Origin of the sequence: Phytopseudomonas punonensis, from assembly GCF_900142655.1 — a bacterium.
Lineage (GTDB): Bacteria > Pseudomonadota > Gammaproteobacteria > Pseudomonadales > Pseudomonadaceae > Aquipseudomonas > Aquipseudomonas punonensis.
In genome coordinates this window covers 438169-463866 of sequence record NZ_FRBQ01000001.1, presented here as the reverse complement: position 1 = coordinate 463866, position 25698 = coordinate 438169, and the positions used below count along the sequence as shown (strand labels likewise).

Genomic DNA, 25698 nt, shown 5'->3' with positions numbered 1-25698 from the left:
CGGGGCTTGCCCCCGGCCGTGCGAGCGGGCGAAACCTAGCGCAGGCCGCGCTGGCTTTCGTCGAGTTCGCGGATGTACTTGAAGATTTTGCGCGACGAAGCCGGCGCCTTTTCCTGGGCCGCTTCATGCTGGGCATGACGGATCAGCCCACGCAGATGCTGGCGGTCGGCCTCGGGGTACTCGACGACGAATTTCTCGAGCACCTCGTCGTTACCGGCGATCAGGCGATCACGCCAGCGCTCGAGGTTATGGAAGCGTTCGTTGTACTGACGCGTGGAAGCGTCGAGCTGGTCGAGCAACGTCAGGATGGCATCGATGTCCTGGTCGCGCATCAGCTTGCCAACGAACTGCATATGGCGTTTTTTCGCCGAGTTGGCGGTGTGCTTGGGTGCTTCTTCCAGGGCGCGGCGCAACCCGTCGGTCAGCGGTAGCTTGCGTTGCAATTCAGGCTTGAGGCCGGCCAGACGCTGACCAAGATCCTGCAGGGCATGCAGCTCGCGCTTGACCTGGGTTTTGCTCTTCTCGCCGGAGAAGTCGTCGGAGTAATCAGACATGGTGCGGTGATCCAATGGGAAACGCCGCCATGATAGCAGCAAGTTTCTTGCCGCATGCGCGACTGCAGTCGTTGCCGCTGTGGCTATCGTTCAGGAGTCGTTATGAGTGAAGTGGAAGTAGTCGGGCCTGCCGCGTTGCCAGGTTTGCAGGCGCAGGTCGAACAGATTCTTGCCGAGGCCAAGAACCAGGGCGCTACGGCTTGTGAAGTCGCCGTGTCGGTGGAGCAGGGGCTGTCCACCACGGTACGTCAGCGCGAAGTGGAAACCGTCGAATTCAATCGTGATCAGGGCTTTGGTATCACCCTTTACGTCGGTCAGCGCAAGGGCTCGGCAAGTACTTCGGCGACCGGCGAAGCCGCGATCCGCGAAACCGTGGCGGCTGCTCTGGCGATCGCCAAGCACGCCTCCGAGGATGAAAGCGCTGGCCTGGCCGATGCGGCGCTGATGGCCCGTGATCTGCCGGAGCTGGATCTCTACCACGCCTGGGATATCACCCCGGAGCAGGCAATCGAGCGTGCGCTGCTTTGCGAAGCGGCGGCGTTCGACACTGATGCGCGCATTCGCAATGCCGACGGCACCAGTCTGGGTACCCACCAGGGTTGCCGCGTATACGGCAACAGCAACGGTTTTGTCGGCGGCTACGCCAGCACACGGCACAGCCTCAGCTGCGTGATGATCGCCGAGAGCGACGGGCAGATGCAGCGCGATTACTGGTATGACGTGAATCGTCAGGGCGAATTGCTCGCTGATGCCGCGAGCATCGGCCGACGTGCTGCGCAACGTGCGGTCAGTCGTCTGGGCGCACGCCCCGTGCCGACGTGTGAAGTGCCAGTGCTGTTCTCGGCTGAGCTGGCCACCGGTCTTTTCAGCAGCTTCCTGGGGGCAATTTCCGGCGGCGCCTTGTACCGCAAGTCATCGTTCCTTGAGGACACATTGGGCGAGCAGCTGTTTCCATCCTGGCTGAACCTCGATGAGCGGCCGCATATTCCGCGCGCGATGGGCAGTGCGGCGTTCGACGGCGATGGTCTGGCGACCTATGCCAAGCCCTTCGTCGAAGGCGGGCGCCTGGTTTCCTACATTCTGAGCACCTATTCCGGCCGCAAGCTGGGCATGCCCAGCACCGCCAATGCCGGCGGCGTGCACAACCTGTTCGTCAGTCATGGCGAGGAGGATCAGCAGGCACTGATCAAACGCATGGGTCGTGGCTTGCTGGTCACCGAGCTGATGGGCCATGGCCTGAACATGGTGACCGGTGATTACTCACGCGGAGCTGGCGGTTACTGGGTCGAGAATGGCGAGATCCAGTTCGCTGTGCAGGAAGTGACCATTGCCGGCAACATGCGCGATATGTTCCGGCAGATCGTCGCCGTTGGCAGCGATCTGGAGTTGCGCAGTAACATCCGCACCGGCTCGGTGCTGATCGAGAAAATGACCGTCGCTGGCAGTTGAACACTCAGGGCGCCCAATGGCGCCCTTGTTGTTTTTGAGTCCCCGCGCAACGCGGCGACTCTAACGCCAATGCTGTACGCCGAAGCGCCAAGCTCCCGGCCATCTGCTCAACATAGGTGGCGCTGCGTAACTTGCCCATAGATCTCCATGCTCTCGAAAGGATTGATTATTTTTCCTATTTAGGAATTAATATCATTATCTTTTGAGGGAGTTGCCATGAGATTTCGCGCGAGCAATACGCCCTGTCTGGATTGCTGGCAGTGGCTGGGATTCCGGATTCGCTGTGCACTGGTACCTGATGAACCGCGGCTCCTGGAGCTGCATTGGGCGCAAGGCCGGCAACTGGTCGAGCACGGACGCCTTTGCCCTTGGCGGATGTCGCTGACCACTCTGAATCTGCTTATGGACACCGCGTGTGACACCGCGTTGCCCTGGCACTGGCGCAGCGTCTGTCTCGATCACGCCTACCGCTCCCTCTATGCCCTGCAGCACCTGGCGGTCGACCGTGAGCAGCAGTGCAGCCTGATTCGCGTACGCAATCGCCTGGCGACCTTGCGCATGCAGCCCTCGCTTTCGATGTCCGAACTGGCAGAAGGAAATCCTTATGAGTAATCACCACAGCGCCACTCGCATAGAGCGCGACAGCATGGGCGAGTTGGCAGTGCCCGCCGATGCGCTATATGGCGCTCAGACCCAGCGCGCAGTAGACAACTTCCCGGTTTCGGGACTGGCCATGCCTAAAGCGTTCATCCGTGCCCTGGTGCTGGCCAAGGCCGCCGTAGCGCGCGCCAACGTCGATCTGGAACAGATTCTGCCAGCCCAGGGCGATGCCATCGTCGCGGCTTGCCAGCAGTTGCTGGCCGAGGATTCCATGCAGCACTTTCCGGTTGATGTCTTCCAGACCGGTTCCGGCACCAGCTCCAACATGAATGCCAACGAGGTGATCGCGACCCTCGCCACGCGCATCCTGGGTGAGCCGATCAACCCCAACGATCACGTCAATTGCGGGCAAAGCAGCAACGACATCATCCCGACCACCATTCATGTCAGTGCCGCCATCGAGGTCAGCGAGCGGCTGTTGCCTGCGCTTGGGCATCTGCTCGAGGTGCTCTGCAACAAGTCGCTGCAAGTACAGCCTTACGTGAAAACCGGTCGTACCCATTTGATGGACGCGATGCCGGTGCGTATGAGTCAGGTGCTCGACGGCTGGGCACAGCAAATCCAGGCCAATATCCAGTTGCTCACAGGTATGCTGCCGGCATTGCAGGCTTTGGCTCAGGGCGGCACCGCCGTGGGTACCGGCATCAACGCACACCCTCGCTTCGCCGAGTTGTTCTGCCAGGAACTCAATGCGCTGACAGGACGGCAGTTCACGCCGGGCAGCAATTTCTTCGCCCTGATCGGCTCCCAGGACACTGCGGTCGCGCTGTCCGGTCAGCTCAAGACCACTGCCGTTTCGCTGATGAAGATCGCCAATGATCTGCGCTGGATGAATTCCGGGCCACTGGCCGGTCTCAGCGAAATCGAGCTGGAAGCGCTGCAGCCCGGCTCCTCGATCATGCCGGGCAAGGTCAACCCGGTGATTCCGGAAGCCACCGCCATGGTCGCCGCACAGGTGATCGGCAATGACGCCACCATTGCGGTGGCGGGGCAGTCCGGCAACTTCGAACTGAACGTGATGCTGCCGGTGATCGCTCATAACCTGCTCGGCAGCATCGAGTTGCTGACCAATGCCAGTCGGCTGCTGGCTGATCGGGCGATTGCCAGCTTCAAGGTCAACGAGCCCAAGCTCAAGGAAGCTCTGGGGCGTAACCCGATTCTGGTCACTGCGTTGAATCCGCTGATTGGTTACCAGAAGGCCGCCGAGATAGCCAAGACAGCCTATCGCGAAGGTCGGCCGATCATCGATGTGGCCGAGGAGATGACCGACCTGGAGCGCGCCGAACTGGAACAGTTGCTAGACCCCGAGCGCCTTACCAGAGGCGGCCTGTAACCGTCGCGTCTGATGCACGTTCGATCACGAAACGAGGAGGCAGCCATGGAGCAGTGGAAGCGACTTATCGAAGCCGGTAACCGCTACTTCGCCGACGGTTGCTGGGTTGAGGCGCGTGAGCAGTACCTGCAGGCCCTCGCACTGGCGCAGGTGTTATTCGAGCGCTGGCGCGACCCGGATGCGGCTGTTGCAGCCTTTGTCGTCTCGCAACACAACCTGGCCGACCTGCAGTTGATGATCGGCCATCCAGAGGGCGCAGCCGAGCATTTGTGTGCCTGCCATGAGCACCTGCTGCGCTGCGTGGCCGCCCCGCAGTTGCCGCCAGCTTTGCGGCAAGCCGCACTGAATCACAGTCGGCGCAGCTACTCGGGAGTGTTGAACTTTGTCGCCGAGCACGGGGCCTACCCCCGTACGGACCGATTGCTGGATGCCCTTGCACCCGGCGATATGCCAACTGCAGCGCGCTCAGCGCCTGCCAACCGTCAGTACCATTAGAGGAGTGAAATCATGCCGTATAGCCTGCCTGCTTTGCCGTATGCCTACGATGCCCTGGAGCCGCATATCGATGCGCAAACCATGGAAATCCATCACAGCAAGCACCACCAGACCTACGTCAACAACCTCAACGCCGCTCTGGAAGGCAATCCGCTCGGCGAGCTGCCGGTCGAAGAGCTGCTTACTCGCCTCAAGGACGTACCCGAAGACAAGCGCGGCGCGGTCATCAATAACGGTGGCGGGCACGCCAACCATTCGCTGTTCTGGACGGTGATGAGCACCAATGGCGGCGGCGAACCTCAGGGTGAGTTGAAGGTCGCTATCGACAGCCAACTGGGCGGTTTCGAAGCCTTCAAGGAGGCGTTCACCAAGGCTGCACTGACACGCTTCGGCAGTGGTTGGGCCTGGCTCAGCGTGACGCCGCAGAAGAAGCTGGTGGTCGAGAGTACCGGCAACCAGGACAGCCCGCTGATGACCGGCAACACGCCGATTCTCGGTCTGGACGTCTGGGAGCATGCCTACTACCTGCGCTATCAGAACCGCCGCCCGGAATACATCGGGGCGTTCTATAACGTGGTCGATTGGGCGGAAGTTGCTCGTCGCTATCAAGCCGCGCTGGCGTAACGCGATGCGTTCGCCGCAGCCTCAGGAGCGCACATGAGCCCATTGCATGAGCTGATCGTGAACAACCGACGTTCGCTGCGTTATGCGCTGGGGCTGATGCTGGTCTTTGCGGGCGGGTTGATCCTCGTCCTCAAAGCTCTGAATGGCGCTTCAGGCTGGCTCTGAGCTAGTTCGGTAATGGCGCTGCCGGTGAGAGACGCCACTGGCAGTGCCCGTTACTCGCCTTCGTCGAAGTAGTTGTTTATCAAATCGACCAAAGCCTGCAGTGCCTCGTCTTCACGCTCGCCTTCGGTGAGCAGGTGCACATTGGTGCCTTTGCCTGCCGCCAGCATCATCACCGCCATGATGCTCTTGCCGTCGACCAGTGCTTCGGCGCTACGGCCAATCTTCACCTGACACGGAAAGCGCCCCGCGACGCCGACGAACTTGGCTGCTGCCCGGGCATGCAGGCCGAGTTTGTTGATGATGGTGATTTCACGGGCGGGCATCGCGGCAATTCCTTAACTGAGGTCGCGGTGGCGAATCTGGACATTCTTCAGCAGTGGCTTGAGCGCCTGGCCGAGGCGGTTGGCCAGGTACACGGAGCGGTGGTGGCCACCCGTGCAGCCAATACCTACGGTGACGTAGGAGCGATTGCTGGCTGCGAAGCGCGGCAGCCACTTGTGCAGATAGGTGTGGATGTCCTGATACATCTCCTCGACGTCCGGCTGCGCCGCCAGGTATTCCTCGACAGGTTGCTCCAGGCCACTGAAATCACGCAGTTCGGGCTTCCAGTAAGGATTGGGCAGGCAGCGCACGTCGAACACCAAGTCGGCATCCACCGGCATTCCGCGTTTGAACCCGAACGACTCGATCAGGTAAGCGGTACCAGGCTCGGACTGGTTGAGCAGGCGCAACTTGAGGGTGTCGCGCAGCTGGTAGAGATTCAGGTGAGTGGTGTCGATCTTCAGGTCGGCCCGATCGATGATCGGGCTGAGCAGCTTCACCTCGGCGACCATGGCTTCGGCCAGCGAGCGTTGATCATTGGTCAGCGGGTGACGACGGCGCGTTTCCGAGAAGCGCTTGAGCAGGGTTTCTTCGCTGGCATCCAGATACAGCACGTCGCACTGGATATTGCGTGAGCGCACCTCGTCGAGCAGTTCGGAAAAACGCCGCAGCTGGCTCGGCAGATTACGCGCGTCGATGGAGACGGCCACCAGCGGGTGCAGCAGCTCGGAGTTTGGCAAAGCCCGTTCTGCGAGCTCGGGTAGCAAGCTGGCCGGCAGATTGTCGATGCAGTAGAAACCGTTGTCTTCGAGCACATCGAGCGCAGTGCTCTTGCCCGAACCGGAACGACCGCTGACGATGATCAGGCGCATGCTCACCTCGGCTAGCTATTGGCCGTTCTGGACGTTCACGACAGTCTGGTACAGGGCATCGCTGTCTTGAGCCTGACGCAGCCGCTCGCGGACATCGTCACGGTCGAACATGCTGGCGATCTGGCGCAGCAGTTCAAGGTGCTCATCGGTCGCTGCTTCGGGGACCAGTAGCACGAAGAGCAGGTCGACGGGCGCACCATCGATGGCGTCGAAGTCGACGGCATTGCTAAGTTTCAGCAGCGCGCTGATCGGGGTGCTGCAGCCGGGCAGCCGGCAATGCGGAATGGCGATGCCATTGCCGAAACCGGTCGAGCCGAGTTTTTCGCGGGCGATCAGGCTTTCGTAAATGTTCTGGCCATCGAGATCGGGCAGGTCGCGCGCGATCACGGCGGCTATCTGTTCGAGTACACGCTTTTTACTGCCGCCCGGCACGTTCACGAGGGAACGGCCGGGGGTCAGGATGTTTTCAAGTCGGATCATAGGAGAAGGACGAGGTCAGCGGGCCATTGCACCCTGCTGGCGGTCGAGCTGTTTTTCCTTGTGCTTGATGAGTTGGCGGTCAAGTTTGTCGGTCAGTAGATCGATGGCAGCGTACATGTCGTCATGCTCGGCATTAGCTACTACTTCGCCTCCGGCTATATGCAAGGTAGCTTCGACTTTTTGCTTGAGCTTCTCGACCTCCATGATGACCTGCACATTGGTGATCTTGTCGAAGTGCCGCTCGAGGCGCTCGAGCTTCTCTTCGATGTAGCTGCGTAGTGCGTCTGTCACATCCAGCTGGTGTCCACTGATGTTGACTTGCATACCGCTTCTCCTTGTTGCCGTGTGTGAGTGGCAGGCTTAGCGGCCTGCCGCAGGAACACTGGGGCTTTAGTACAAGGGCTCCCTTACATCAGTCGTTTGCGTTCGCTCGAAGGCGCTATACCGAGCGATTCACGGTACTTGGCGACTGTGCGGCGCGCCACTTGAATGCCCTGTGCTTCCAGTAAACCAGCGATCTTGCTGTCACTCAATGGCTTTTTCGCATTTTCCGCGGCGACCAGTTTTTTGATGATCGCGCGGATCGCGGTCGACGAACATTCGCCGCCTTCGGAGGTGCTGACGTGGCTGGAGAAGAAGTATTTCAGCTCGTAAATGCCACGCGGTGTGTGCATGTATTTCTGGGTGGTAACGCGCGAAATCGTCGACTCGTGCATGCCCACCGCCTCAGCGATGTCGTGCAGGACCAGAGGCTTCATGGCCTCGTCACCGTAGTCGAGGAAGCCGCGCTGGTGTTCGACGATCTGCGTGGCGACCTTCATCAGCGTTTCGTTGCGGCTCTGCAGGCTCTTGATGAACCAGCGCGCCTCTTGCAGCTGATTGCGCATGAAGGTGTTGTCGGCACTGGAGTCAGCGCGTTTGACGAAGCCGGCATATTGCGCGTTGACGCGCAGGCGCGGCATGGCCTCCTGATTGAGCTCCACCAGCCAGCGCTCGTTGTGCTTGCGCACGATCACATCGGGCACCACGTACTCGGGCTCGCTGGATTCGATTTGCGAACCAGGGCGCGGGTTGAGGCTTTGAATCAATTCGATGATCGGGCGCAGCTCGTCTTCCTTGAGCTTCATACGGCGCATCAGTTGGCTGTAGTCGCGGTTGCCGAGTAGATCCAGATAATCACTCGTCAGGCGCTGTGCTTCTTTGAGCCAAGGCGTGGAGGCGGGCAACTGGCGCAGTTGCAGGAGCAGGCACTCGCGCAGGTCACGCGCGCCAATGCCGGATGGCTCGAACTGCTGGATGCGACGCAAAACCGCTTCGACTTCATCGAGCTCGACGTCCAGTTCCGGATCGAAGGATTCGACGATTTCATCGAGAGTTTCTTCCAGATACCCCTGGTCGTTGATGCAGTCGATCAGCGTGACTGCGATCAGTCGATCCTTGTCGGACATCGGCGCCAGGTTGAGTTGCCAGAGCATGTGGCTCTGCAGGCTTTCACCAGAAGAGGTGCGGGTGGTGAAGTCCCACTCGTCATCGTCGTTGCTTGGCAGGCTGCTGGCGCTGGTCTGGTAGATGTCTTCCCAGGCGGTATCGACCGGCAGCTCATTAGGGATGCGTTCACCCCATTCGCCTTCTTCCAGGTTGTCGACGGTCTGGGTGTTTTCCTGGAAGCTGGATTCCTGAAAGGTTTCTTCCTGCGTCACAGTCGGCGTCGCGCTTTCCGCGCCATCGGCCATCGGGTCGGAGTTGTCGAAGTCTTCGCCTTCCTCCTGACGTTCCAGCATCGGGTTGGATTCCAGTGCCTCCTGGATCTCCTGTTGCAGGTCCAGGGTCGACAATTGGAGCAGGCGAATGGCTTGTTGCAGCTGCGGTGTCATCGTCAGCTGCTGGCCCATTTTCAGGACTAGCGATGGTTTCATTGCAGACCTTATCCGGCGTCTGTGCGTAATCCACGACAGGGCGACGAAGCGCCACTAGGAAGCAAATTATATGCCTGATTCCGAGCGCTTTGCCTAGAGCCTGTTACCAATTCGTTGCGGCGCTGCCGTAACGCCAACAGGCTCGGGTGAGCACTCATCGGTGGAGAATCCGCTAGAGGCGGAATTCGTGGCCCAGATAGACTTCCTTGACCACCTGATTGGCCAGGATTGCCGCGGAATCGCCTTCGGCAATCAGCTGGCCATCGCTGACGATGTAGGCGGTTTCACAGATATCCAGGGTTTCGCGTACGTTGTGATCGGTGATCAACACGCCAATGCCTTTGGCCTTGAGGTGATGGATGATCTGTTTGATATCGCCAACCGAAATCGGGTCGACGCCCGCGAAGGGTTCGTCGAGCAGGATGAACTTCGGTGAGGTTGCCAGCGCGCGGGCGATCTCGACACGACGACGCTCACCACCCGACAGGCTCATGCCGAGGTTGTCGCGAATGTGGGTGATGTGGAATTCCTGCAGCAGGCTTTCCAGCTCTTGCAGTCGCTGCTCACGGTTCAGGTCTTTGCGGGTTTCCAGAATCGCCATGATGTTGTCGGCGACGCTGAGCTTGCGAAAGATCGAGGCTTCCTGAGGCAGATAACCGATGCCGGCGCGGGCGCGGCCATGCATTGGCTGATGGCTGACATCCAGATCATCGATCAGCACGCGGCCCTGATCCGCCTGCACCAGCCCTACGATCATGTAGAAACAGGTTGTCTTGCCGGCGCCATTGGGGCCGAGCAGGCCAACGATCTGGCCGCTGTCGATGCTCAGGCTGACGTCACGAACGACCTGGCGGCCCTTGTAGCTCTTGGCCAGGTGTTGGGCTTTCAACGTTGCCATGCTTATTGGCCCTGCTCGGCAGCAGGAGCTGCTTTCTTCTGTGGCTGGATCACCATGTCGATACGCGGGCGCGGGCTCGATACGTTAGTACCTGTGGCGCGGCCAGCGTTGACGATCTGACGGCGGGTGTCGTAGACGATTTTTTCGCCTTCGAAGGTGTTGCCTTCCTGTACGACCTTGGCCTGGTCGATCAGCACGATGCGCTCGTTGGCAGCAAAGTACTGGATGGTCAGGCCATAGGCCTTGACGATCTGCTTGTCGACCGCAGGTTTCTGCTCGTAATAGGCCGGTTTGCCCACCGAGGTGAATACGTCGACTTCGCCCTGAGCATTCTGGGTGATGGTCACGGTGTCGCCGGTAATCTTCATGGTGCCCTGGGTGATGACTACATCGCCGCGGTACACCGCTACACCTTGTTTGTCGTCCAGTTCAGCACTGTCGGCCTGCACGCGGATCGGTTGTTCACGGTCGCTCGGCAGAGCCCAGGCGCTTACGCTTCCTAGCGTGGCGCCGAGGCTTAGAAGTAGGGGGAGGGTTTTAACGAACCTCATGCTGGCCTCTTACGTTGGACTGCAGGATCATCCTGCCGTCATTCAAGTACGCTTTCATTCCTTGTGCCGTGGTGACCCCATTGGCCGCGTCGATTCTAACGGCTTGCTGGGTCTGCGCATATTCCTTCTGTGGGAATACGGTCAGGCGGCTGGTGGTGAGTATAGTGGGGCGGCCCTTTTCGTCCGTGCGTTCGACGCGTACTTGGTCGATCAGCTCGACTTCGTTGCCGTCAGGGCCGACCTCGCCACGAGCGCTGCGTACCTTCCACGGCAGCTCGGTGCCACGGAACAGGTTCATGCGCGGCTCGGTCAGCAGGGTGACATCGGTGCTCTGCACGTGCTCGAGTTTTTCGCTGGTCATGTCGTTCTGCACCTTGCCGTCGGGCAGGTACTGTACGCTGCGTGCGTTGAGCGCATAGAAGTCGATCGGGTTTTCCGGGCCGGTGTGTTGCGGCGTGTTGGAGAAGCTGTCCGGATTGATGTTCCAGTAGCCTGCGGCAACCACCAGCAGAGCGCCGAAGGTGAGCAGGACGGGAGTGAGGAATTTGCGCAGCATCGGCAGGCCCTAGAGGTAGGCGGATTGGGCGGCGTCGAGCGTGCCCTGTCCGCGCATGATCAGTTCACAGAATTCGCGTGCAGCACCTTCGCCGCCGCGCGCTTGGGTCACGCCATGGGCATGCTCGCGCACGAAATCGTTGGCGCTGGCCACGGCCATGCCCAGACCGACGCGGCGTATCACCGGTAAATCCGGCAAATCATCACCCAGATAAGCGACCTGCTCGTAAGTCAGGCCCAGCTCGGCGAGCAGTTCGTCGAGCACGTCGAGTTTGTCTTCGCGGCCCTGATACAGGTGCTGAATGCCGAGGTTCTGCGCGCGACGTTCGACCACCGGCGTTTTACGACCGCTGATGATGGCCGTACGTACACCCGAATTGATCAGCATCTTGATGCCTTGACCATCGAGTGTGTTGAAAGTCTTGAATTCGCTACCGTCGACCAGGAAGTACAGTTTGCCGTCGGTCAGTACGCCGTCAACATCGAAGATCGCCAGTTTGATACTGCGAGTACGCTGCAGAAGATCGTTCATCACATTACCCCCGCACGTAGCAGGTCACCAAGGTTGAAGGCGCCGACCGGAAAGCCATTGGCGTCGATTACCACCAGGGCGCTGATCTTGTTGTCTTCCATTATCTTCAGGGCCTCGGCAGCGAGCATGTCGGCTCGCGCGGTCTTGCCATGCGGGGTCATGACCTCATCGATGCGTGCATCGCGCACGTCTATGCCCTTGTCGAGGGCGCGGCGCAGGTCGCCGTCCGTGAAGATGCCGGCGAGCTTGCCGTCGTTCTCCAGTACGGCGGTCATGCCCAGGCCTTTCTGGGTCATTTCCAGCAGGGCTTCACGCAGGCTAGTACCGCGCTTGACCTGCGGCAGGCTGTCGCCGGCGTGCATCACGTTCTCGACCTTGAGCAGCAGGCGACGGCCCAGCGCGCCACCGGGATGGGAGAAGGCGAAATCTTCGGCGGTGAAGCCGCGAGCTTCCAGCAGCGCGATGGCCAGTGCATCGCCGAGTACCAGCGACGCGGTAGTAGAGGACGTTGGCGCCAGGTTCAGTGGACAGGCTTCCTTGGCGACGCGGGTGTCGAGGTTGACTTCGGCAGCCTTGGACAGCGGCGACTCAGGGTTGCCAGTCATACTGATCAGGGTGATACCGAGGCGCTTGATCAGTGGCAGCAGGGTCACGATTTCTGCCGTGGAGCCAGAGTTGGAGAGGGCCAGCACCACGTCATCGCGGGTGATCATGCCCATGTCGCCATGGCTGGCCTCCGCCGGGTGTACGAAGAAAGCGGTGGTGCCGGTGCTGGCCAATGTTGCGGCGATCTTGTTGCCGATGTGCCCGGACTTGCCCATGCCGACCACCACTACGCGGCCTTTGCTGGCCAGGATCAGCTCGCAAGCCTTGACGAAGTTAGCATCGATACGGGGCAGCAGCTCTTGCACCGCTTCGATCTCGAGGCGGATGGTGCGCTGTGCGGAATCAATCAGGTCGCGGGTCTGGTTCATGCTCGGCTTGGGCTGCTCGACGAAAAAGACGGGGATTATAGCCGGAAAGCCCTTGGGACTCATCATCCATGGCGCAGGGTGTAAATGGCAAAGCTGTCACAACCCTGAACGCTGGTGCGGCCCGGCTTTGGCGGGCAAATCTGCAAATGCTATAGTCCGCAGCCGTTTTGACGGGCCAACGGTAGTGCCCTTGTCCCGATGTCGGGCGTCTGATTAGGAAGGCAGTACGCAATGGAGTTCCGATGAGCGCGGAAAATCAGTACGCGGTCGAGCTTAAAAACGTAAGTTTTCAGCGCGGCGAGCGACACATCTTCAAGAACGTCGATATCTGCATCCCGCGGGGCAAGGTCACCGGGATCATGGGCCCTTCCGGTTGTGGCAAAACCACTCTGCTGAGACTGATCGCGGCCGAGCTGCGGCCAAGCGCTGGAGAGATCCACGTCAATGGCCTGAATCTGCCTGATCTGTCGCGCAGCGAGCTGTTCGACATGCGCAAGCAGATGGGCGTGCTGTTTCAGAGTGGCGCGCTGTTCACCGATCTCGACGTGTTCGAGAACGTGGCTTTTCCGCTGCGAGTGCACACGCAACTGCCCGAAGAAATGATTCGTGACATTGTTCTGATGAAGCTGCAGGCAGTTGGCTTGCGCGGTGCCATCGAGCTGATGCCAGATGAGCTCTCCGGCGGCATGAAGCGCCGCGTGGCGCTGGCTCGTGCGATAGCGCTGGATCCACAGATTCTCATGTATGACGAACCCTTCGTCGGGCAGGACCCCATCGCAATGGGCGTGCTGGTGCGGCTGATCCGTCTGCTCAATGATGCGCTGGGTATCACCAGTATCGTGGTCTCCCACGACCTGGCCGAGACCGCCAGCATCGCCGATTACATCTATGTGGTGGGTGACAGCCAGGTGTTGGGCCAGGGAACGCCAGCTGAGCTGCGTGACTCGGACAATCCGCGAGTGCGTCAATTCATGCAGGGAACGCCAGACGGCCCGGTTCCCTTCCATTTTCAAGCGCCGAATTACCAAGACGATCTACTGGGAGGGCGCTGATGCGCAGGACATCTTCACTCGAACGCGTTCGCCTCTTCGGGCGTGCGGGTATCGATGTGGTCGCCGCGCTGGGGCGTTCGATAATCTTTCTGCTGCGCGCGTTATTCGGCCGCGGCACCTCCGGCAATGGTTTGCAGCTGTTGATCAAACAGCTGTATTCGGTGGGCGTGCTGTCTCTGGCGATCATCATCGTGTCCGGTGTATTCATCGGCATGGTGCTGTCGCTGCAGGGCTTCAGCATTCTGGCCAAATACGGATCCGAACAAGCGGTAGGACAGATGGTCGCCCTGACGCTGCTGCGCGAACTGGGCCCCGTCGTGACTGCGCTGCTGTTCGCCGGGCGTGCCGGCTCGGCGCTGACTGCCGAGATCGGCAACATGAAATCCACCGAGCAGCTGTCGAGCCTAGCGATGATTGGTGTCGATCCGCTCAAACACATCGTTGCACCACGGCTTTGGGCTGGCTTCATCTCCATGCCGCTGCTGGCGATGATCTTCAGCGTGGTCGGTATCTGGGGCGGTGCGATGGTCGCCGTCGACTGGTTGGGCGTTTATGAAGGCTCGTTCTGGGCCAACATGCAAAACAGTGTTTCGTTCCGCGAGGACGTGCTCAATGGCGTTATAAAAAGCCTGGTCTTCGCGTTTGTGGTGACCTGGATCGCCGTCTTCCAGGGTTATGACTGCGAACCCACTTCCGAAGGCATCAGCCGCGCGACCACGCGTACCGTGGTGTATGCCTCGCTGGCCGTACTCGGGCTGGACTTCATTCTGACCGCTTTGATGTTTGGAGATTTCTAATGCAAAACCGCACGATGGAAATCGGTGTCGGCCTGTTCCTGTTAGCTGGCTTGCTGGCCCTGTTGCTGCTGGCGCTGCGCGTCAGTGGCCTGGCGCCTGGTAACAGTGTCGACACCTACAAGGTTTACGCAAATTTCGACAACATTGCCGGCCTGACCGTACGCGCCAAGGTGACCATGGCAGGCGTCAATATCGGCCGTGTTACCGCTATCGATCTGGATCGTGACAGCTACACCGGCCGCATAACGATGGAACTCGACCGTGCGGTAGACAATCTTCCGGTGGACTCCACGGCGTCGATCCTGACCGCTGGTCTGCTCGGTGAGAAGTACGTGGGGATCAGTGTCGGTGGCGACGAAGCGTTGTTGGCCGATGGTGGAACCATCCATGACACCCAGTCTTCTCTGGTGCTCGAAGACCTGATTGGCAAGTTCTTGCTCAATTCGGTCAACCGCGATCAGGAAAGCAAATGAGGTACCCGATGATGATCAAGACCCTTCGCAACAGCCTTGTCGCCTTGCTGGCCGCTCTTCCGTTGCTGGCGGTGGCTGCACCTGCCGCCCATGAAGTGGTACAGAAAACCACCGAGACGCTGCTGGCCGACCTCAAGGCCAATAAAGACGAGTACCGCAAGAATCCAGACGCCTTCTACAGCTCGCTCAACGAGATTTTGGGGCCGGTGGTAGACGTCGATGGTATTGCACGCAGCGTGATGACGGTGCGTTACTCGCGTGACGCCACGCCTGAACAGATGACCCGCTTTCAAGAGAACTTCAAGCGCAGCCTGATGCAGTTCTACGGCAACGCGTTGCTCGAATACAACAATCAGGATATCCGCGTGATTCCCGCTTCCGGCAAGCAGGACCCGCAGCGCACCTCGGTGAACATGGAGATCCGTGACGGCAAGGGCACCGTGTACCCGCTGTCCTACACCATGGTTGCCATGGATGGTACCTGGAAGCTGCGCAACGTGGTGATCAACGGTATCAACGTCGGCAAGCTGTTCCGCGATCAGTTCGCGCAGTCGATGCAGAGCAACGGAAACAACCTCGACAAGGTTATCGACAGCTGGGCCGATACCGTTGCCCGTGCACGTCAGGCACGGGGTACATCGTGAGTTCAGCTGCCATCGTCGAACAGTCGCCCGGGGTTTTCGCCCTGAGCGGCGTTCTTGATTATCAGAGTGGTCCCGCCTTGCGCGAGCAGGGTGGTCGGCTGATTCGTGATACTCAGGCGAGCGACTGTGTGATCGATTGCTCGGCGGTGCAGAAGTCCAGCAGCGTCGGGCTTTCCCTGCTCCTGTCTTACATGCGCGATGCGCGGGCCGCCGGCAAGCCGTTGAGCGTTCGCGGTCTACCGCATGATATGAACGGGATCGCTAAGGTGTGCGAGTTGCACCACGTGCTGCCCGTGCAGGCCTGACGCGCCACGTATCTGCCTTGCAACTGTAGGCTTGCTAGCGCTGTCGATTAGCATGGCGCTGGCTAGGCCAATGCAGGAAATCGCCCACGGCAATTTTTTGGTATGATGCCGGCCCCGTGTCTACAGGCCTTTGCTGATGGGTGCTGCGTGCAGTGCTCTACCGCCGGGCTGTCCTGGCTTGAGCTTTATCTAGAGCGTCGCCAGGCGACGTTTACGCTTATTTGAATACGTTGATCGAGGTTGAGCATGCAGGCCCTTGAGGTAAAAAGTTTCTTGGAGACCAAACTGCCGGAGGTTCAGGTAGAGGTCGACGGTGAAGGCTGCAATTTCCAGCTCAACCTGATCAGCGACGAGTTGGCCAGCCTTAGCCCGGTCAAGCGTCAGCAACAAATCTACGCTCACCTGAACCCCTGGATCGCCGATGGCAGCATCCACGCCGTGAGCATGAAATTTTTCAGCCGTGCCGATTGGGCCACGCGTTCCTGAGACGACGAATTAGCTATGGATAAATTGAGCATTACTGGCGGCGTGCGTCTCGACGGCGAAATCCGCATTTCCGGTGCAAAGAACTCCGCACTGCCGATCCTCGCCGCCACCCTGCTGGGTGATGCGCCGGTGACGATCTGCAACCTGCCGCACCTGCACGACATCACCACGATGATCGAACTGTTCGGCCGCATGGGTATCGAGCCGATCATCGACGAGAAGCTCAGCGTCGAGGTCGATGCACGCACCATGAAAACCCTGGTTGCGCCGTATGAGCTGGTGAAAACCATGCGCGCTTCGATCCTGGTGCTTGGCCCGATGGTCGCCCGTTTCGGTGAGGCCGAAGTGGCGCTGCCCGGCGGTTGCGCCATTGGCTCGCGTCCGGTCGACCTGCACATTCGTGGCCTCGAAGCGATGGGTGCGGTCATCGACGTCGAAGGCGGCTACATCAAAGCCAAGGCGCCGGAAGGCGGCTTGCGTGGTGCGCACTTCTTCTTCGATATGGTCAGCGTGACCGGTACTGAAAACATCCTGATGGCCGCTACCCTGGCCAAGGGCCGCACCGTTCTGGAAAACGCCGCGCGTGAGCCCGAAGTGGTGGACTTGGCCAACTGCCTGATCGCCATGGGTGCGAAGATTCAAGGTGCCGGTACCGACACCATCACCATCGACGGCGTCGAGCGCCTGCATGGTGCGCGTTTCAATGTGATGCCTGATCGTATCGAAACCGGCACTTACCTGGTTGCCGCTGCCGCCACTGGTGGCCGCGTCAAGGTCAAGGACGCCGACCCGAGCACGCTGGAAGCCGTACTGGCCAAGCTGCAGGAAGCGGGCGCCGAAATTACTACCGGCCCGGACTGGATCGAACTAGACATGAAGGGCAAGCGTCCGAAGGCGGTGAGCCTGCGTACCGCGCCGTACCCGGCATTCCCGACTGACATGCAGGCGCAGTTTATCGCCCTCAACGCGATTGCCGAAGGCACTGGCACGGTCATCGAAACCATCTTCGAAAACCGCTTCATGCATGTGTACGAAATGAGCCGCATGGGCGCGCAGATCCAGGTCGAGGGCAACACTGCCATCGTCACTGGCGCTGCTCAGCTCAAGGGTGCTCCGGTCATGGCGACTGACCTGCGTGCTTCGGCGAGCCTGGTCATCGCCGCACTGGTCGCCCAAGGCGATACCGTGATCGATCGCATCTACCACATCGACCGTGGTTACGAATGCATCGAGGAAAAACTGCAACTGCTGGGGGCGAAGATTCGCCGCGTGCCGGGCTGATCACATGCTGACCATTGCCCTGTCCAAAGGCCGCATTCTCGATGACACCCTGCCGCTGCTCGCCGCGGCAGGTATCGTGCCGACCGAGAATCCGGACAAGAGTCGCAAGCTGATCATCCCCACCACCCAGGAAGATGTGCGCCTGCTGATCGTGCGCGCCACCGATGTGCCGACCTATGTCGAACATGGCGCTGCCGACCTCGGCGTCGCCGGCAAGGACGTGCTGCTCGAATACGGTGGTCAGGGACTCTACGAGCCGCTGGACCTGCGTATCGCCCGCTGCAAACTGATGACCGCCGGTGCAGTGGGTGCGCCCGAGCCGAAAGGCCGCCTGCGCGTGGCCACCAAGTTCGTCAACGTCGCCAAGCGCTACTACGCCGAGCAGGGTCGTCAGGTCGATATCATCAAGCTGTACGGCTCCATGGAACTGGCGCCGCTGGTGGGCCTGGCCGACAAGATCATTGACGTGGTCGACACCGGCAACACGCTCAGGGCCAACGGCCTGGAAGCGCAGGAGCTGATCGCCCACATCAGCTCGCGGCTGATCGTCAACAAGGCGTCCATGAAGATGCAGCACGCTCGTCTTCAGGCGCTGATCGACACGCTGCGTGAAGCGGTCGAGACTCACCATCCGCATTGATCCTCTCCCGCGCGGCTTGACCGCCGCGCAACGCCTATCCGTGTCATAGCCAATTTTTCAGGTGCCCGCACGGGGAGGCCTGTTAATGTGGCGCCTGAAAAACTCCAGATGAGGCTTCAGCTATGACCGCTCCAGTTGCCATTCGCCGACTCAACGCTAACGACGCGGATTTCGCCCAACATCTGGATCATCTGCTGAGCTGGGAAAGCGTCTCGGACGACGGCGTCAATGCGCGGGTGCTAGACATCATCAAGGCCGTGCGCGAGCGCGGCGATGCCGCCGTGGTAGAGTTCACTCAGCGTTTCGATGCGCTGGAAGTCGCCTCGATGGCTGACCTGATCCTGCCGCGTGAGCGTCTGGAGCTGGCGCTGACCCGCATCACTGCCGAGCAGCGTCAGGCGCTGGAAATTGCCGCCGAGCGCGTGCGCAGCTACCACGAAAAGCAGAAGCAAGATTCCTGGACCTACACCGAAGCCGACGGCACGGTGCTGGGTCAGAAGGTCACTCCACTTGATCGCGCCGGCCTTTACGTGCCGGGCGGCAAAGCCTCGTACCCATCCTCGGTGCTGATGAACGCTATTCCGGCCAAGGTTGCTGGTGTTGCCGAGGTGGTTATGGTGGTACCGACGCCGCGCGGTGAGATCAACGAGATCGTATTGGCCGCCGCGGCCATTGCCGGTGTCGACCGAGTGTTCACCATCGGTGGCGCTCAGGCCGTTGCCGCGCTGGCCTATGGCACAGAGAGCGTGCCATCGGTGGACAAGATCGTCGGCCCCGGCAACATCTATGTGGCCACCGCCAAACGCCATGTGTTTGGCAAGGTCGGCATCGACATGATCGCCGGGCCATCGGAAATTCTCGTGGTCTGTGACGGCCAGACCGATCCGGACTGGATCGCCATGGACCTGTTTTCCCAGGCCGAGCACGACGAAGATGCCCAGTCGATTCTGGTCAGCCCGGATGCGGCGTTTCTCGACAAGGTTGCCGAGAGTATTGCCAAGCTGCTGCCGAGCCTGGAGCGCGAGGCCATCGCACGTACTTCCATCGAAGGCCGCGGCGCTCTGATTCTGGTCGAGGACATGGCCCAGGCCATCGAAGTGGCCAACCGCATTGCGCCCGAGCACCTTGAACTTTCGGTAGAAAATCCTGAGCAGTACCTGTCGCAGATTCGCCATGCCGGTGCGATCTTCATGGGGCGCTATACCGCCGAGGCGCTGGGCGACTATTGCGCTGGGCCGAATCACGTGTTGCCGACTTCGGGTACCGCGCGGTTTTCGTCACCGCTGGGTGTGTACGACTTCCAGAAGCGTTCGTCGATCATTCACTGCTCGGCCGCCGGTGCTTCCGAACTGGGCAAGGTCGCCTCGGTGCTGGCTCGCGGCGAGTCGCTGACCGCCCACGCGCGCAGCGCCGAATATCGCATCAAGAATTGACAGCCGGTGCGGGTATCCGCGCCACGATCATCATCGAATTCGAGGAGAGAAGGGCAGATGAGTAAATTCTGGAGCCCCTTCGTCAAAGACCTAGTGCCTTATGTGCCGGGTGAACAGCCGAAGCTGACCAAGCTGGTTAAGCTCAACACTAACGAAAATCCCTACGGCCCGTCGCCGCAAGCCATCGCGGCCATGCAGGCCGAGCTGAACGAAGACCTGCGCCTGTATCCCGACCCCAACGGCGATCGCCTTAAGCAGGCCGTCGCCGCTTTTTACGGCGTACCGACCAGCCAGGTGTTCGTCGGCAACGGTTCGGACGAAGTCCTGGCCCACGCTTTTCATGGCTTGTTCCAGCACGGCAAATCGCTGCTGTTTCCGGATATCAGTTACAGCTTCTATCCGGTCTACTGCGGGCTTTACGGCATCCAGGCCGAGCCTATTGCGTTGGACGAGCAGTTCCAGATTCGCGTCGAAGATTATGCGCGCCCCAACGGCGGCATCATTTTCCCCAACCCGAACGCGCCGACCGGTTGCCTGCTGGCGCTGGAGGCGGTGGAGCGTCTGCTGCAAGCCAACCCGGACAGCGTGGTGCTGGTGGACGAGGCCTATATCGATTTCGGCGGCGAATCGGCGATCAGCCTGGTGAGCAAATACCCCAACCTGCTGGTCACCCAGACGTTGTCCAAGTCGCGCTCTCTGGCCGGTCTGCGCGTTGGCCTAGCGGTGGGGCATGAAGATCTGATCGAGGCGCTGGAACGCATCAAGAACAGCTTCAACTCCTACCCGCTGGACCGTATAGCCATCGCCGGCGCCGCTGCGGCGTTCGAGGATCGCGCATACTTCGAGCAGACCTGTGCGGCAGTGATCGGCAGCCGTGAAACGGTGGTTGCCGGCCTGCAGGCCCTGGGCTTCGAGGTGCTGCCATCGGCGGCCAACTTCATCTTCGCTCGCCATCCGGGGCGTGATGCTGCCGGCATCGCCGCGACGCTGCGCGAGCAGGGCGTGATCGTGCGGCACTTCAAGCAGAAGCGCATCGCTCAGTTTTTGCGCATCAGCATCGGTTCTCCCGAGCAGAATCAGGCACTGCTGGACGCGCTTGCAACGCTTTAAGTGTTTGCGGTTGAAAACGAAAAGCCAGGGTGTAGGCCCTGGCTTTTTCGTATCTGTTGCAGCTGTTAGTTGCTGGTGGCCACCGGCGGGCGCACACCGATCTCGGCTTTGAGCTCCATCGGCTTGCCGTTGCGCATCACCTCGATACGAATGGTCTCACCGGGCTTGGCGCGGGCGACCTGGTTCATCGAGCGGCGCGCATCGCCCGCCGGTTCGCCGTCGATCTTGAGGATCAGGTCGTTGGGCTGCAGGCCTGCTTTCTGCGCCGGGCCATTGCGGTAGATGCCGGCGACGATGATGCCTTGGCGACCTTCTAGGCCAAAGGATTCGGCGAGCTCCGGGGTCAGCGGCTGCACTTCGAGGCCCAGCCAGCCGCGGATCACTTTGCCGTGCTCGATGATCGCCTGCATCACTTCCATCGCCAGCTTCACCGGGATGGCGAAGCCGATGCCCTGGGAGCCACCGGACTTGGAGAAGATCGCCGTGTTGATACCGACCAGGTTGCCGTAGGCATCGACCAGCGCGCCGCCGGAGTTACCGGGGTTGATCGCCGCGTCGGTCTGGATGAAGTCCTCGTAGGTGTTGAGGCCCAGCTGGTTACGGCCGGTGGCGCTGATGATGCCCATGGTCACGGTCTGGCCGACGCCGAACGGGTTGCCGATGGCCAGGGTGACGTCGCCGATGCGGATGTTGTCGGAGCGCCCCAGGGTCATCGCAGGCAAGTCCTTGAGGTCGATCTTCAGGACTGCCAGGTCGGTCTCGGGGTCGCTGCCAATCACCCGGGCCAGGGTTTCGCGGCCGTCCTTGAGTGCCACTACGATCTGGTCAGCGTTGGCGGTCACGTGGTTGTTGGTCAGCAGATAGCCTTCCGGGCTCATGATCACCGCCGAGCCGAGGCTCGACTCCATGCGGCGCTGGCCTGGCAGGTTCTCGCCATAGAATTTGCGGAACTGCGGGTCGTCGAGCAGCGGGTGATTGGATTTGCCCACGTATTTGGTGGTGTACAAGTTGGCCACTGCAGGAGACGCGACGCTGACAGCTGTGGCGTAGGAAGCGGGGCCTTCTTCGGAGCGTGCGTAGATCGGCGCCTGGCGCAGTTGCACGTCATGCATGGGTAGGCCGACCAGTTGCGGGTACTGCTGCATGATCAGCAGCGATACCAGAACGCCGACCAGTAGGGGCCAGCCGAAGAAACGCAGGGCCTTGAGCATCGATCCAATCCTGAGGGTTGCGAGGCCCCTATCGGGCCCTTAAGGTGCGCCATTATAGAGAACCGCGCCAAGAAAGCAGCGGTTCGCAACCGTTCGTGAGGAAACTGTATGGCCATTGCTCTGACCACCCTGGTGGAGGACGCCGAGCGCTACCTCGGCGCTGCGCGAATCAGCGATTACTGCCCTAATGGATTGCAGGTCGAAGGGCGGCCGCAGGTGCAACGCATCGTCAGCGGCGTGACCGCCAGCCTGGCGATGATCGAGGCCGCCGTCGAGGCTCGCGCCGACGTATTGCTGGTGCACCACGGCTACTTCTGGAAAGGCGAAAACGCCTGCATCACCGGTATGAAGCAACGCCGCCTGAAAACTCTGCTGGCCAACGACATCAGCTTGTTGGCCTATCACCTGCCATTGGACGTGCACCCGGAAGTGGGCAACAACGTACAGCTAGCACGGCAGCTGGATATCACTGTGGAGGGGCCGCTGGAGCTCGACAATCCTCGCTCTTTCGGCCTGGTCGGCTCGCTGGCGCAGCCCATGAGCGCCCGCGACTTCTCCCGCCGTGTGCATGAAGTGCTGGGGCGTGAGCCGCTGCTGATCGAGGAAGAGCGGATGGTCAGCCGTATCGGCTGGTGCACCGGTGGCGGCCAGGGTTATATCGACCAGGCGATTGCCGCCGGCGTTGACCTGTACCTGACGGGCGAAGCCTCTGAGCAGACCTACCACAGCGCCCGGGAAAACGGCGTCAGCTTCATCGCCGCCGGCCACCACGCAACTGAGCGCTACGGCGTGCAGGCACTGGGCGAATACCTAAGTCGGCGCTTCGCCATCGAGCATCTGTTCATCGATTGCCCGAATCCGATTTGAGCGTGAAACCTCCAAATTCCCAGGTATAAACCTAGATCGTTTCCGTCTAAGCCGTGCCCTGATTAGAAGCAGGTGCTGTGCTAGAGTGCGCCCTCGTCCAAGGCCCGTTTGGCCTGAATAAAATACCGTGACCTCCGTGAGTAGCCATGCTCGACAAACTGACGCACTTGAAACAGCTCGAGGCGGAAAGCATCCACATCATTCGTGAAGTGGCCGCCGAATTCGATAACCCGGTGATGCTCTATTCCATCGGCAAGGATTCCGCCGTGATGCTGCATCTCGCGCGCAAGGCATTCTTTCCGGGCAAGCTGCCGTTCCCGGTGATGCACGTCGACACGCGCTGGAAATTCCAGGAGATGTACAGCTTCCGCGACAAGATGGTCAGTGAGATGGGCCTGGACCTGATCACCCACATCAACCCTGATGGTGTGGCGCAGGACATGAATCCCTTCACCTACGGCAGTGCCAAGCACACCGACGTGATGAAGACCGAGGGCCTCAAGCAGGCGCTCGACAAGTACGGCTTCGACGCTGCCTTTGGTGGTGCGCGACGCGACGAAGAGAAGTCCCGCGCCAAAGAGCGCGTGTACTCGTTCCGCGACAGCAAGCACCGCTGGGATCCGAAGAACCAGCGCCCTGAGCTGTGGAACGTCTACAACGGCAACGTCAAGAAGGGCGAATCGATCCGTGTGTTCCCGCTCTCCAACTGGACCGAGCTGGACATCTGGCAGTACATCTATTTAGAGCAGATCCCGATCGTGCCGCTGTACTTCGCCGCCGAGCGTGAAGTGATCGAGAAGAATGGCACGCTGATCATGATCGATGACGAGCGCATCCTCGAGCACCTGAGCGACGAAGAGAAGGCGCGCATCCAGAAGAAGAAGGTGCGCTTCCGCACCCTGGGCTGCTACCCGCTGACCGGTGCGGTGGAGTCCGAGGCGACCAGCCTGACCGATATCATCCAGGAAATGCTCCTGACCCGTACTTCCGAACGCCAGGGCCGCGTGATCGATCACGACGCCGCCGGCTCGATGGAAGAAAAGAAACGTCAGGGCTATTTCTGAGGATCACGCACCATGAGTCATCAATCCGATTTGATCAGCCAGGACATCCACGCTTACCTGGCGCAACACGAGCGCAAGGAACTGCTGCGCTTCCTGACCTGTGGCAACGTCGACGACGGCAAGAGCACCCTGATCGGGCGCCTGCTGCACGACTCCAAGATGATCTACGAAGACCATCTGGAAGCCATTACCCGCGACTCGAAGAAGAGCGGCACCACCGGCGAGGAAGTCGACCTGGCGCTGCTGGTCGATGGCCTGCAGGCCGAGCGCGAGCAGGGCATCACCATCGATGTCGCCTACCGTTATTTTTCCACTGCCAAGCGCAAGTTCATCATCGCCGACACCCCCGGTCATGAGCAGTACACGCGCAACATGGCCACCGGCGCCTCGACCTGCGACCTGGCGATCATCCTGATCGACGCCCGTTACGGCGTGCAGACCCAGACCCGCCGGCACAGTTTTATCGCCTCGCTGCTGGGCATCAAACACATCGTTGTGGCCATCAACAAGATGGACCTCAAGGACTTCGACCAAGGCGTGTTCGAGCAGATCAAGGCCGATTACCTGGCGTTCGCCGAGAAGATCGACCTGCGCCCGAGCACCCTGGAGTTCGTGCCGATGTCGGCCCTCAAGGGCGACAACGTGGTCAACAAGTCCGAGCGTTCGCCGTGGTACAGCGGCCAGTCGCTGATGGAAATTCTCGAAAGCGTGGAGGTGGCGGGCGACCGCAACTTCGACGATCTGCGCTTCCCGGTGCAGTACGTCAACCGTCCGAACCTGAACTTCCGCGGCTTCGCCGGCACCCTGGCCAGCGGCATCGTGCGCAAGGGTGACGAAATCATCGCGCTGCCATCGGGCAAGGGCAGCAAGGTCAAGTCCATCGTCACCTATGAAGGCGAGCTGGAGCAGGCCGGCCCGGGCCAGGCGATCACCCTGACCCTGGAAGACGAGATCGATGTTTCGCGCGGCGACATGCTGGTGCATGCCGACAACCGCCCGCAAGTGGTCGACACGTTCGACGCCATGCTGGTGTGGATGGCCGAAGAGCCGATGCTGCCGGGCAAGAAATACGATATCAAACGCGCTACCAGCTATGTGCCGGGCTCGATTGCCAGCATCACCCACCGGGTCGATGTGAATACCCTGGAACAGGGCGCGGCCAGCAGCCTGCAGCTCAACGAGATCGGCAAGGTCAAGGTGGCCCTCGATGCGCCGATCGCACTCGACGGCTACGCGCACAACCGCACTACGGGCGCGTTCATCATCATTGACCGCCTGACCAATGGCACCGTCGGCGCCGGCATGATCATCGCCGATGCCAACAGCGGCGCGCACCATGCCGACAGCGGCCATGTGTCGACCGCAGAGCGTGCGTCGCGCTTCGGCCAGCAGCCGGCCACCGTGCTGTTCAGCGGCCTGTCCGGCGCCGGCAAGAGCACCCTGGCTTATGCCGTGGAGCGCAAGCTGTTCGACATGGGTCGTGCGGTCTACGTGCTCGATGGCCAGAATCTGCGCCATGACCTGAACAAGGGCTTGCCGCAGGATCGTGCCGGGCGTACCGAGAACTGGCGCCGTGCCGCACACGTGGCGCGTCAGTTCAACGAGGCGGGCCTGCTGACCCTGGCGGCCTTCGTGGCACCCGATGCCGAAGGCCGTGAACAGGCCAAGGCACTGATCGGTGCCGAGCGCTTGATCACCGTCTACGTGCAGGCATCGCCTCAGGTCTGCGCCGAGCGTGACCCGCAAGGGCTGTACGCGGCCGGTGGCGACAACATTCCGGGTGAGTCCTTCCCGTACGATGTGCCGCTCAATGCCGATCTGGTCATCGATACGCAGAGCGTGCCGGTGGAGGAAGGGGTCAAGCAGGTGCTGGCATTGCTTCGTACTCGCGGCGCCATCTAAAAACCTGCTTATGACCAGCTGCGCTTCGGCGCTGCTGCGTTAAAAACAGGCTCG

General features: G+C 60.7%; 31 protein-coding genes. 19 read left to right on the top strand and 12 right to left on the bottom strand.

Going from position 1 to position 25698, the window contains the following annotated elements; translation table 11 throughout:
• Nucleotides 1-35: 35 nt before the first annotated feature.
• Nucleotides 36-554, bottom strand: a complete 519-nt coding sequence (gene yjgA, locus BUC40_RS02170; RefSeq protein WP_073262162.1) for a ribosome biogenesis factor YjgA — start codon at nt 552-554, stop codon at nt 36-38.
• A 102-nt stretch (nt 555-656) separates the two neighbouring features.
• On the opposite strand from yjgA, the gene pmbA reads away from it, so the two are divergent.
• The 6 genes from pmbA (at nt 657) to BUC40_RS23210 (ending at nt 5280) form a co-directional block, all read left to right on the top strand.
• Entirely contained in the window at nt 657-2003 is a 1347-nt protein-coding gene (gene pmbA / locus BUC40_RS02165; RefSeq protein WP_073262160.1) for a metalloprotease PmbA, read from the top strand.
• Nucleotides 2004-2219: 216 nt separating this feature from the next.
• Entirely contained in the window at nt 2220-2615 is a 396-nt protein-coding gene (locus BUC40_RS22980; protein ID WP_073262158.1) for a hypothetical protein, read from the top strand.
• On the top strand, nt 2608-3996 hold the full coding sequence (locus BUC40_RS02155) for a class II fumarate hydratase (RefSeq protein ID WP_073262156.1): 1389 nt from the start codon (nt 2608-2610) through the stop codon (nt 3994-3996). The genes BUC40_RS22980 and BUC40_RS02155 overlap by 8 nt, the downstream gene beginning before the upstream one ends.
• Before the next feature lie 45 nt (nt 3997-4041).
• Entirely contained in the window at nt 4042-4491 is a 450-nt protein-coding gene (locus BUC40_RS02150; protein ID WP_073262154.1) for a hypothetical protein, read from the top strand.
• Between the two features lie 12 nt (nt 4492-4503).
• Nucleotides 4504-5115, top strand: a complete 612-nt coding sequence (locus BUC40_RS02145; protein ID WP_073262152.1) for a superoxide dismutase — start codon at nt 4504-4506, stop codon at nt 5113-5115.
• Nucleotides 5116-5148: 33 nt separating this feature from the next.
• Nucleotides 5149-5280: a hypothetical protein gene (locus BUC40_RS23210; protein ID WP_279627098.1), complete on the top strand. Its 132-nt coding sequence runs from the start codon at nt 5149-5151 to the stop codon at nt 5278-5280.
• Nucleotides 5281-5330: 50 nt separating this feature from the next.
• Here the strand turns inward: BUC40_RS23210 and BUC40_RS02140 are convergent, their stop codons facing one another.
• From BUC40_RS02140 to BUC40_RS02095, 10 genes are all read right to left on the bottom strand, one after another.
• Entirely contained in the window at nt 5331-5603 is a 273-nt protein-coding gene (locus BUC40_RS02140; protein WP_070884341.1) for an HPr family phosphocarrier protein, read from the bottom strand.
• Between the two features lie 12 nt (nt 5604-5615).
• A complete protein-coding gene (gene rapZ, locus BUC40_RS02135; protein ID WP_073262150.1) occupies nt 5616-6473 on the bottom strand; it encodes an RNase adapter RapZ in 858 nt (285 codons plus the stop codon).
• A 15-nt stretch (nt 6474-6488) separates the two neighbouring features.
• Nucleotides 6489-6953: a PTS IIA-like nitrogen regulatory protein PtsN gene (ptsN, locus tag BUC40_RS02130; protein ID WP_073262148.1), complete on the bottom strand. Its 465-nt coding sequence runs from the start codon at nt 6951-6953 to the stop codon at nt 6489-6491.
• Between the two features lie 15 nt (nt 6954-6968).
• Complete coding sequence (hpf, locus tag BUC40_RS02125) at nt 6969-7277, bottom strand: ribosome hibernation-promoting factor, HPF/YfiA family (RefSeq protein WP_073262146.1); 309 nt, start codon at nt 7275-7277, stop codon at nt 6969-6971.
• Nucleotides 7278-7360: 83 nt separating this feature from the next.
• Nucleotides 7361-8869 (bottom strand): RNA polymerase factor sigma-54, encoded by a 1509-nt coding sequence (locus tag BUC40_RS02120; RefSeq protein ID WP_073262144.1) that lies wholly within the window; start codon nt 8867-8869, stop codon nt 7361-7363.
• A 172-nt stretch (nt 8870-9041) separates the two neighbouring features.
• A complete protein-coding gene (gene lptB / locus BUC40_RS02115; RefSeq protein WP_073262142.1) occupies nt 9042-9767 on the bottom strand; it encodes an LPS export ABC transporter ATP-binding protein in 726 nt (241 codons plus the stop codon).
• A 2-nt stretch (nt 9768-9769) separates the two neighbouring features.
• Nucleotides 9770-10318: a lipopolysaccharide transport periplasmic protein LptA gene (gene lptA, locus BUC40_RS02110; RefSeq protein WP_073262140.1), complete on the bottom strand. Its 549-nt coding sequence runs from the start codon at nt 10316-10318 to the stop codon at nt 9770-9772.
• Complete coding sequence (lptC, locus tag BUC40_RS02105) at nt 10305-10874, bottom strand: LPS export ABC transporter periplasmic protein LptC (protein ID WP_073262138.1); 570 nt, start codon at nt 10872-10874, stop codon at nt 10305-10307. The genes lptA and lptC overlap by 14 nt, the downstream gene beginning before the upstream one ends.
• Before the next feature lie 9 nt (nt 10875-10883).
• Nucleotides 10884-11408 (bottom strand): KdsC family phosphatase, encoded by a 525-nt coding sequence (locus BUC40_RS02100; protein WP_425272903.1) that lies wholly within the window; start codon nt 11406-11408, stop codon nt 10884-10886.
• A complete protein-coding gene (locus BUC40_RS02095; RefSeq protein WP_073263836.1) occupies nt 11405-12379 on the bottom strand; it encodes a KpsF/GutQ family sugar-phosphate isomerase in 975 nt (324 codons plus the stop codon). The genes BUC40_RS02100 and BUC40_RS02095 overlap by 4 nt, the downstream gene beginning before the upstream one ends.
• Nucleotides 12380-12621: 242 nt before the next feature.
• Between BUC40_RS02095 and BUC40_RS02090 the strand changes: the two genes are divergently transcribed.
• The 10 genes from BUC40_RS02090 (at nt 12622) to hisC (ending at nt 20600) form a co-directional block, all read left to right on the top strand.
• Nucleotides 12622-13431 carry an ATP-binding cassette domain-containing protein gene (locus BUC40_RS02090; RefSeq protein WP_027909993.1) on the top strand — a complete coding sequence of 270 codons (810 nt, stop codon included), beginning with the start codon at nt 12622-12624 and terminating at the stop codon, nt 13429-13431.
• Entirely contained in the window at nt 13431-14228 is a 798-nt protein-coding gene (mlaE, locus tag BUC40_RS02085) for a lipid asymmetry maintenance ABC transporter permease subunit MlaE (RefSeq protein WP_073262134.1), read from the top strand. The genes BUC40_RS02090 and mlaE overlap by 1 nt, the downstream gene beginning before the upstream one ends.
• Entirely contained in the window at nt 14228-14701 is a 474-nt protein-coding gene (mlaD, locus tag BUC40_RS02080) for an outer membrane lipid asymmetry maintenance protein MlaD (protein WP_073262132.1), read from the top strand. Before mlaE ends, mlaD begins: the two co-directional genes overlap by 1 nt.
• 11 nt (nt 14702-14712) lie before the next feature.
• A complete protein-coding gene (locus tag BUC40_RS02075) occupies nt 14713-15345 on the top strand; it encodes an MlaC/ttg2D family ABC transporter substrate-binding protein (RefSeq protein WP_073263834.1) in 633 nt (210 codons plus the stop codon).
• Nucleotides 15342-15650: an STAS domain-containing protein gene (locus BUC40_RS02070; RefSeq protein WP_073262130.1), complete on the top strand. Its 309-nt coding sequence runs from the start codon at nt 15342-15344 to the stop codon at nt 15648-15650. Before BUC40_RS02075 ends, BUC40_RS02070 begins: the two co-directional genes overlap by 4 nt.
• Before the next feature lie 246 nt (nt 15651-15896).
• Nucleotides 15897-16136 (top strand): BolA family protein, encoded by a 240-nt coding sequence (locus BUC40_RS02065; protein ID WP_073262128.1) that lies wholly within the window; start codon nt 15897-15899, stop codon nt 16134-16136.
• A 15-nt stretch (nt 16137-16151) separates the two neighbouring features.
• Nucleotides 16152-17417: a UDP-N-acetylglucosamine 1-carboxyvinyltransferase gene (gene murA, locus BUC40_RS02060; protein ID WP_073262126.1), complete on the top strand. Its 1266-nt coding sequence runs from the start codon at nt 16152-16154 to the stop codon at nt 17415-17417.
• Between the two features lie 4 nt (nt 17418-17421).
• Nucleotides 17422-18057, top strand: coding sequence for an ATP phosphoribosyltransferase (hisG, locus tag BUC40_RS02055; protein ID WP_073262124.1), 636 nt, complete (start codon nt 17422-17424; stop codon nt 18055-18057).
• Between the two features lie 122 nt (nt 18058-18179).
• Complete coding sequence (hisD, locus tag BUC40_RS02050) at nt 18180-19490, top strand: histidinol dehydrogenase (RefSeq protein ID WP_073262122.1); 1311 nt, start codon at nt 18180-18182, stop codon at nt 19488-19490.
• Nucleotides 19491-19547: 57 nt separating this feature from the next.
• Nucleotides 19548-20600 (top strand): histidinol-phosphate transaminase, encoded by a 1053-nt coding sequence (gene hisC / locus BUC40_RS02045; RefSeq protein ID WP_073262120.1) that lies wholly within the window; start codon nt 19548-19550, stop codon nt 20598-20600.
• A gap of 65 nt (nt 20601-20665) precedes the next feature.
• Here hisC and algW read toward each other — a convergent pair whose 3' ends face one another.
• A complete protein-coding gene (gene algW / locus BUC40_RS02040; RefSeq protein WP_073262118.1) occupies nt 20666-21811 on the bottom strand; it encodes a Do family serine endopeptidase AlgW in 1146 nt (381 codons plus the stop codon).
• A gap of 108 nt (nt 21812-21919) precedes the next feature.
• On the opposite strand from algW, the gene BUC40_RS02035 reads away from it, so the two are divergent.
• The 3 genes from BUC40_RS02035 to cysN all read left to right on the top strand — a co-directional run bounded on the left by BUC40_RS02035 (nt 21920) and on the right by cysN (nt 25644).
• Nucleotides 21920-22678, top strand: coding sequence for a Nif3-like dinuclear metal center hexameric protein (locus BUC40_RS02035; RefSeq protein ID WP_073262116.1), 759 nt, complete (start codon nt 21920-21922; stop codon nt 22676-22678).
• 146 nt (nt 22679-22824) lie between these two features.
• Nucleotides 22825-23742, top strand: a complete 918-nt coding sequence (gene cysD / locus BUC40_RS02030; RefSeq protein ID WP_073262114.1) for a sulfate adenylyltransferase subunit CysD — start codon at nt 22825-22827, stop codon at nt 23740-23742.
• A gap of 12 nt (nt 23743-23754) precedes the next feature.
• Complete coding sequence (gene cysN, locus BUC40_RS02025; RefSeq protein ID WP_073262112.1) at nt 23755-25644, top strand: sulfate adenylyltransferase subunit CysN; 1890 nt, start codon at nt 23755-23757, stop codon at nt 25642-25644.
• The last annotated feature ends 54 nt before the right edge of the window (nt 25645-25698 follow it).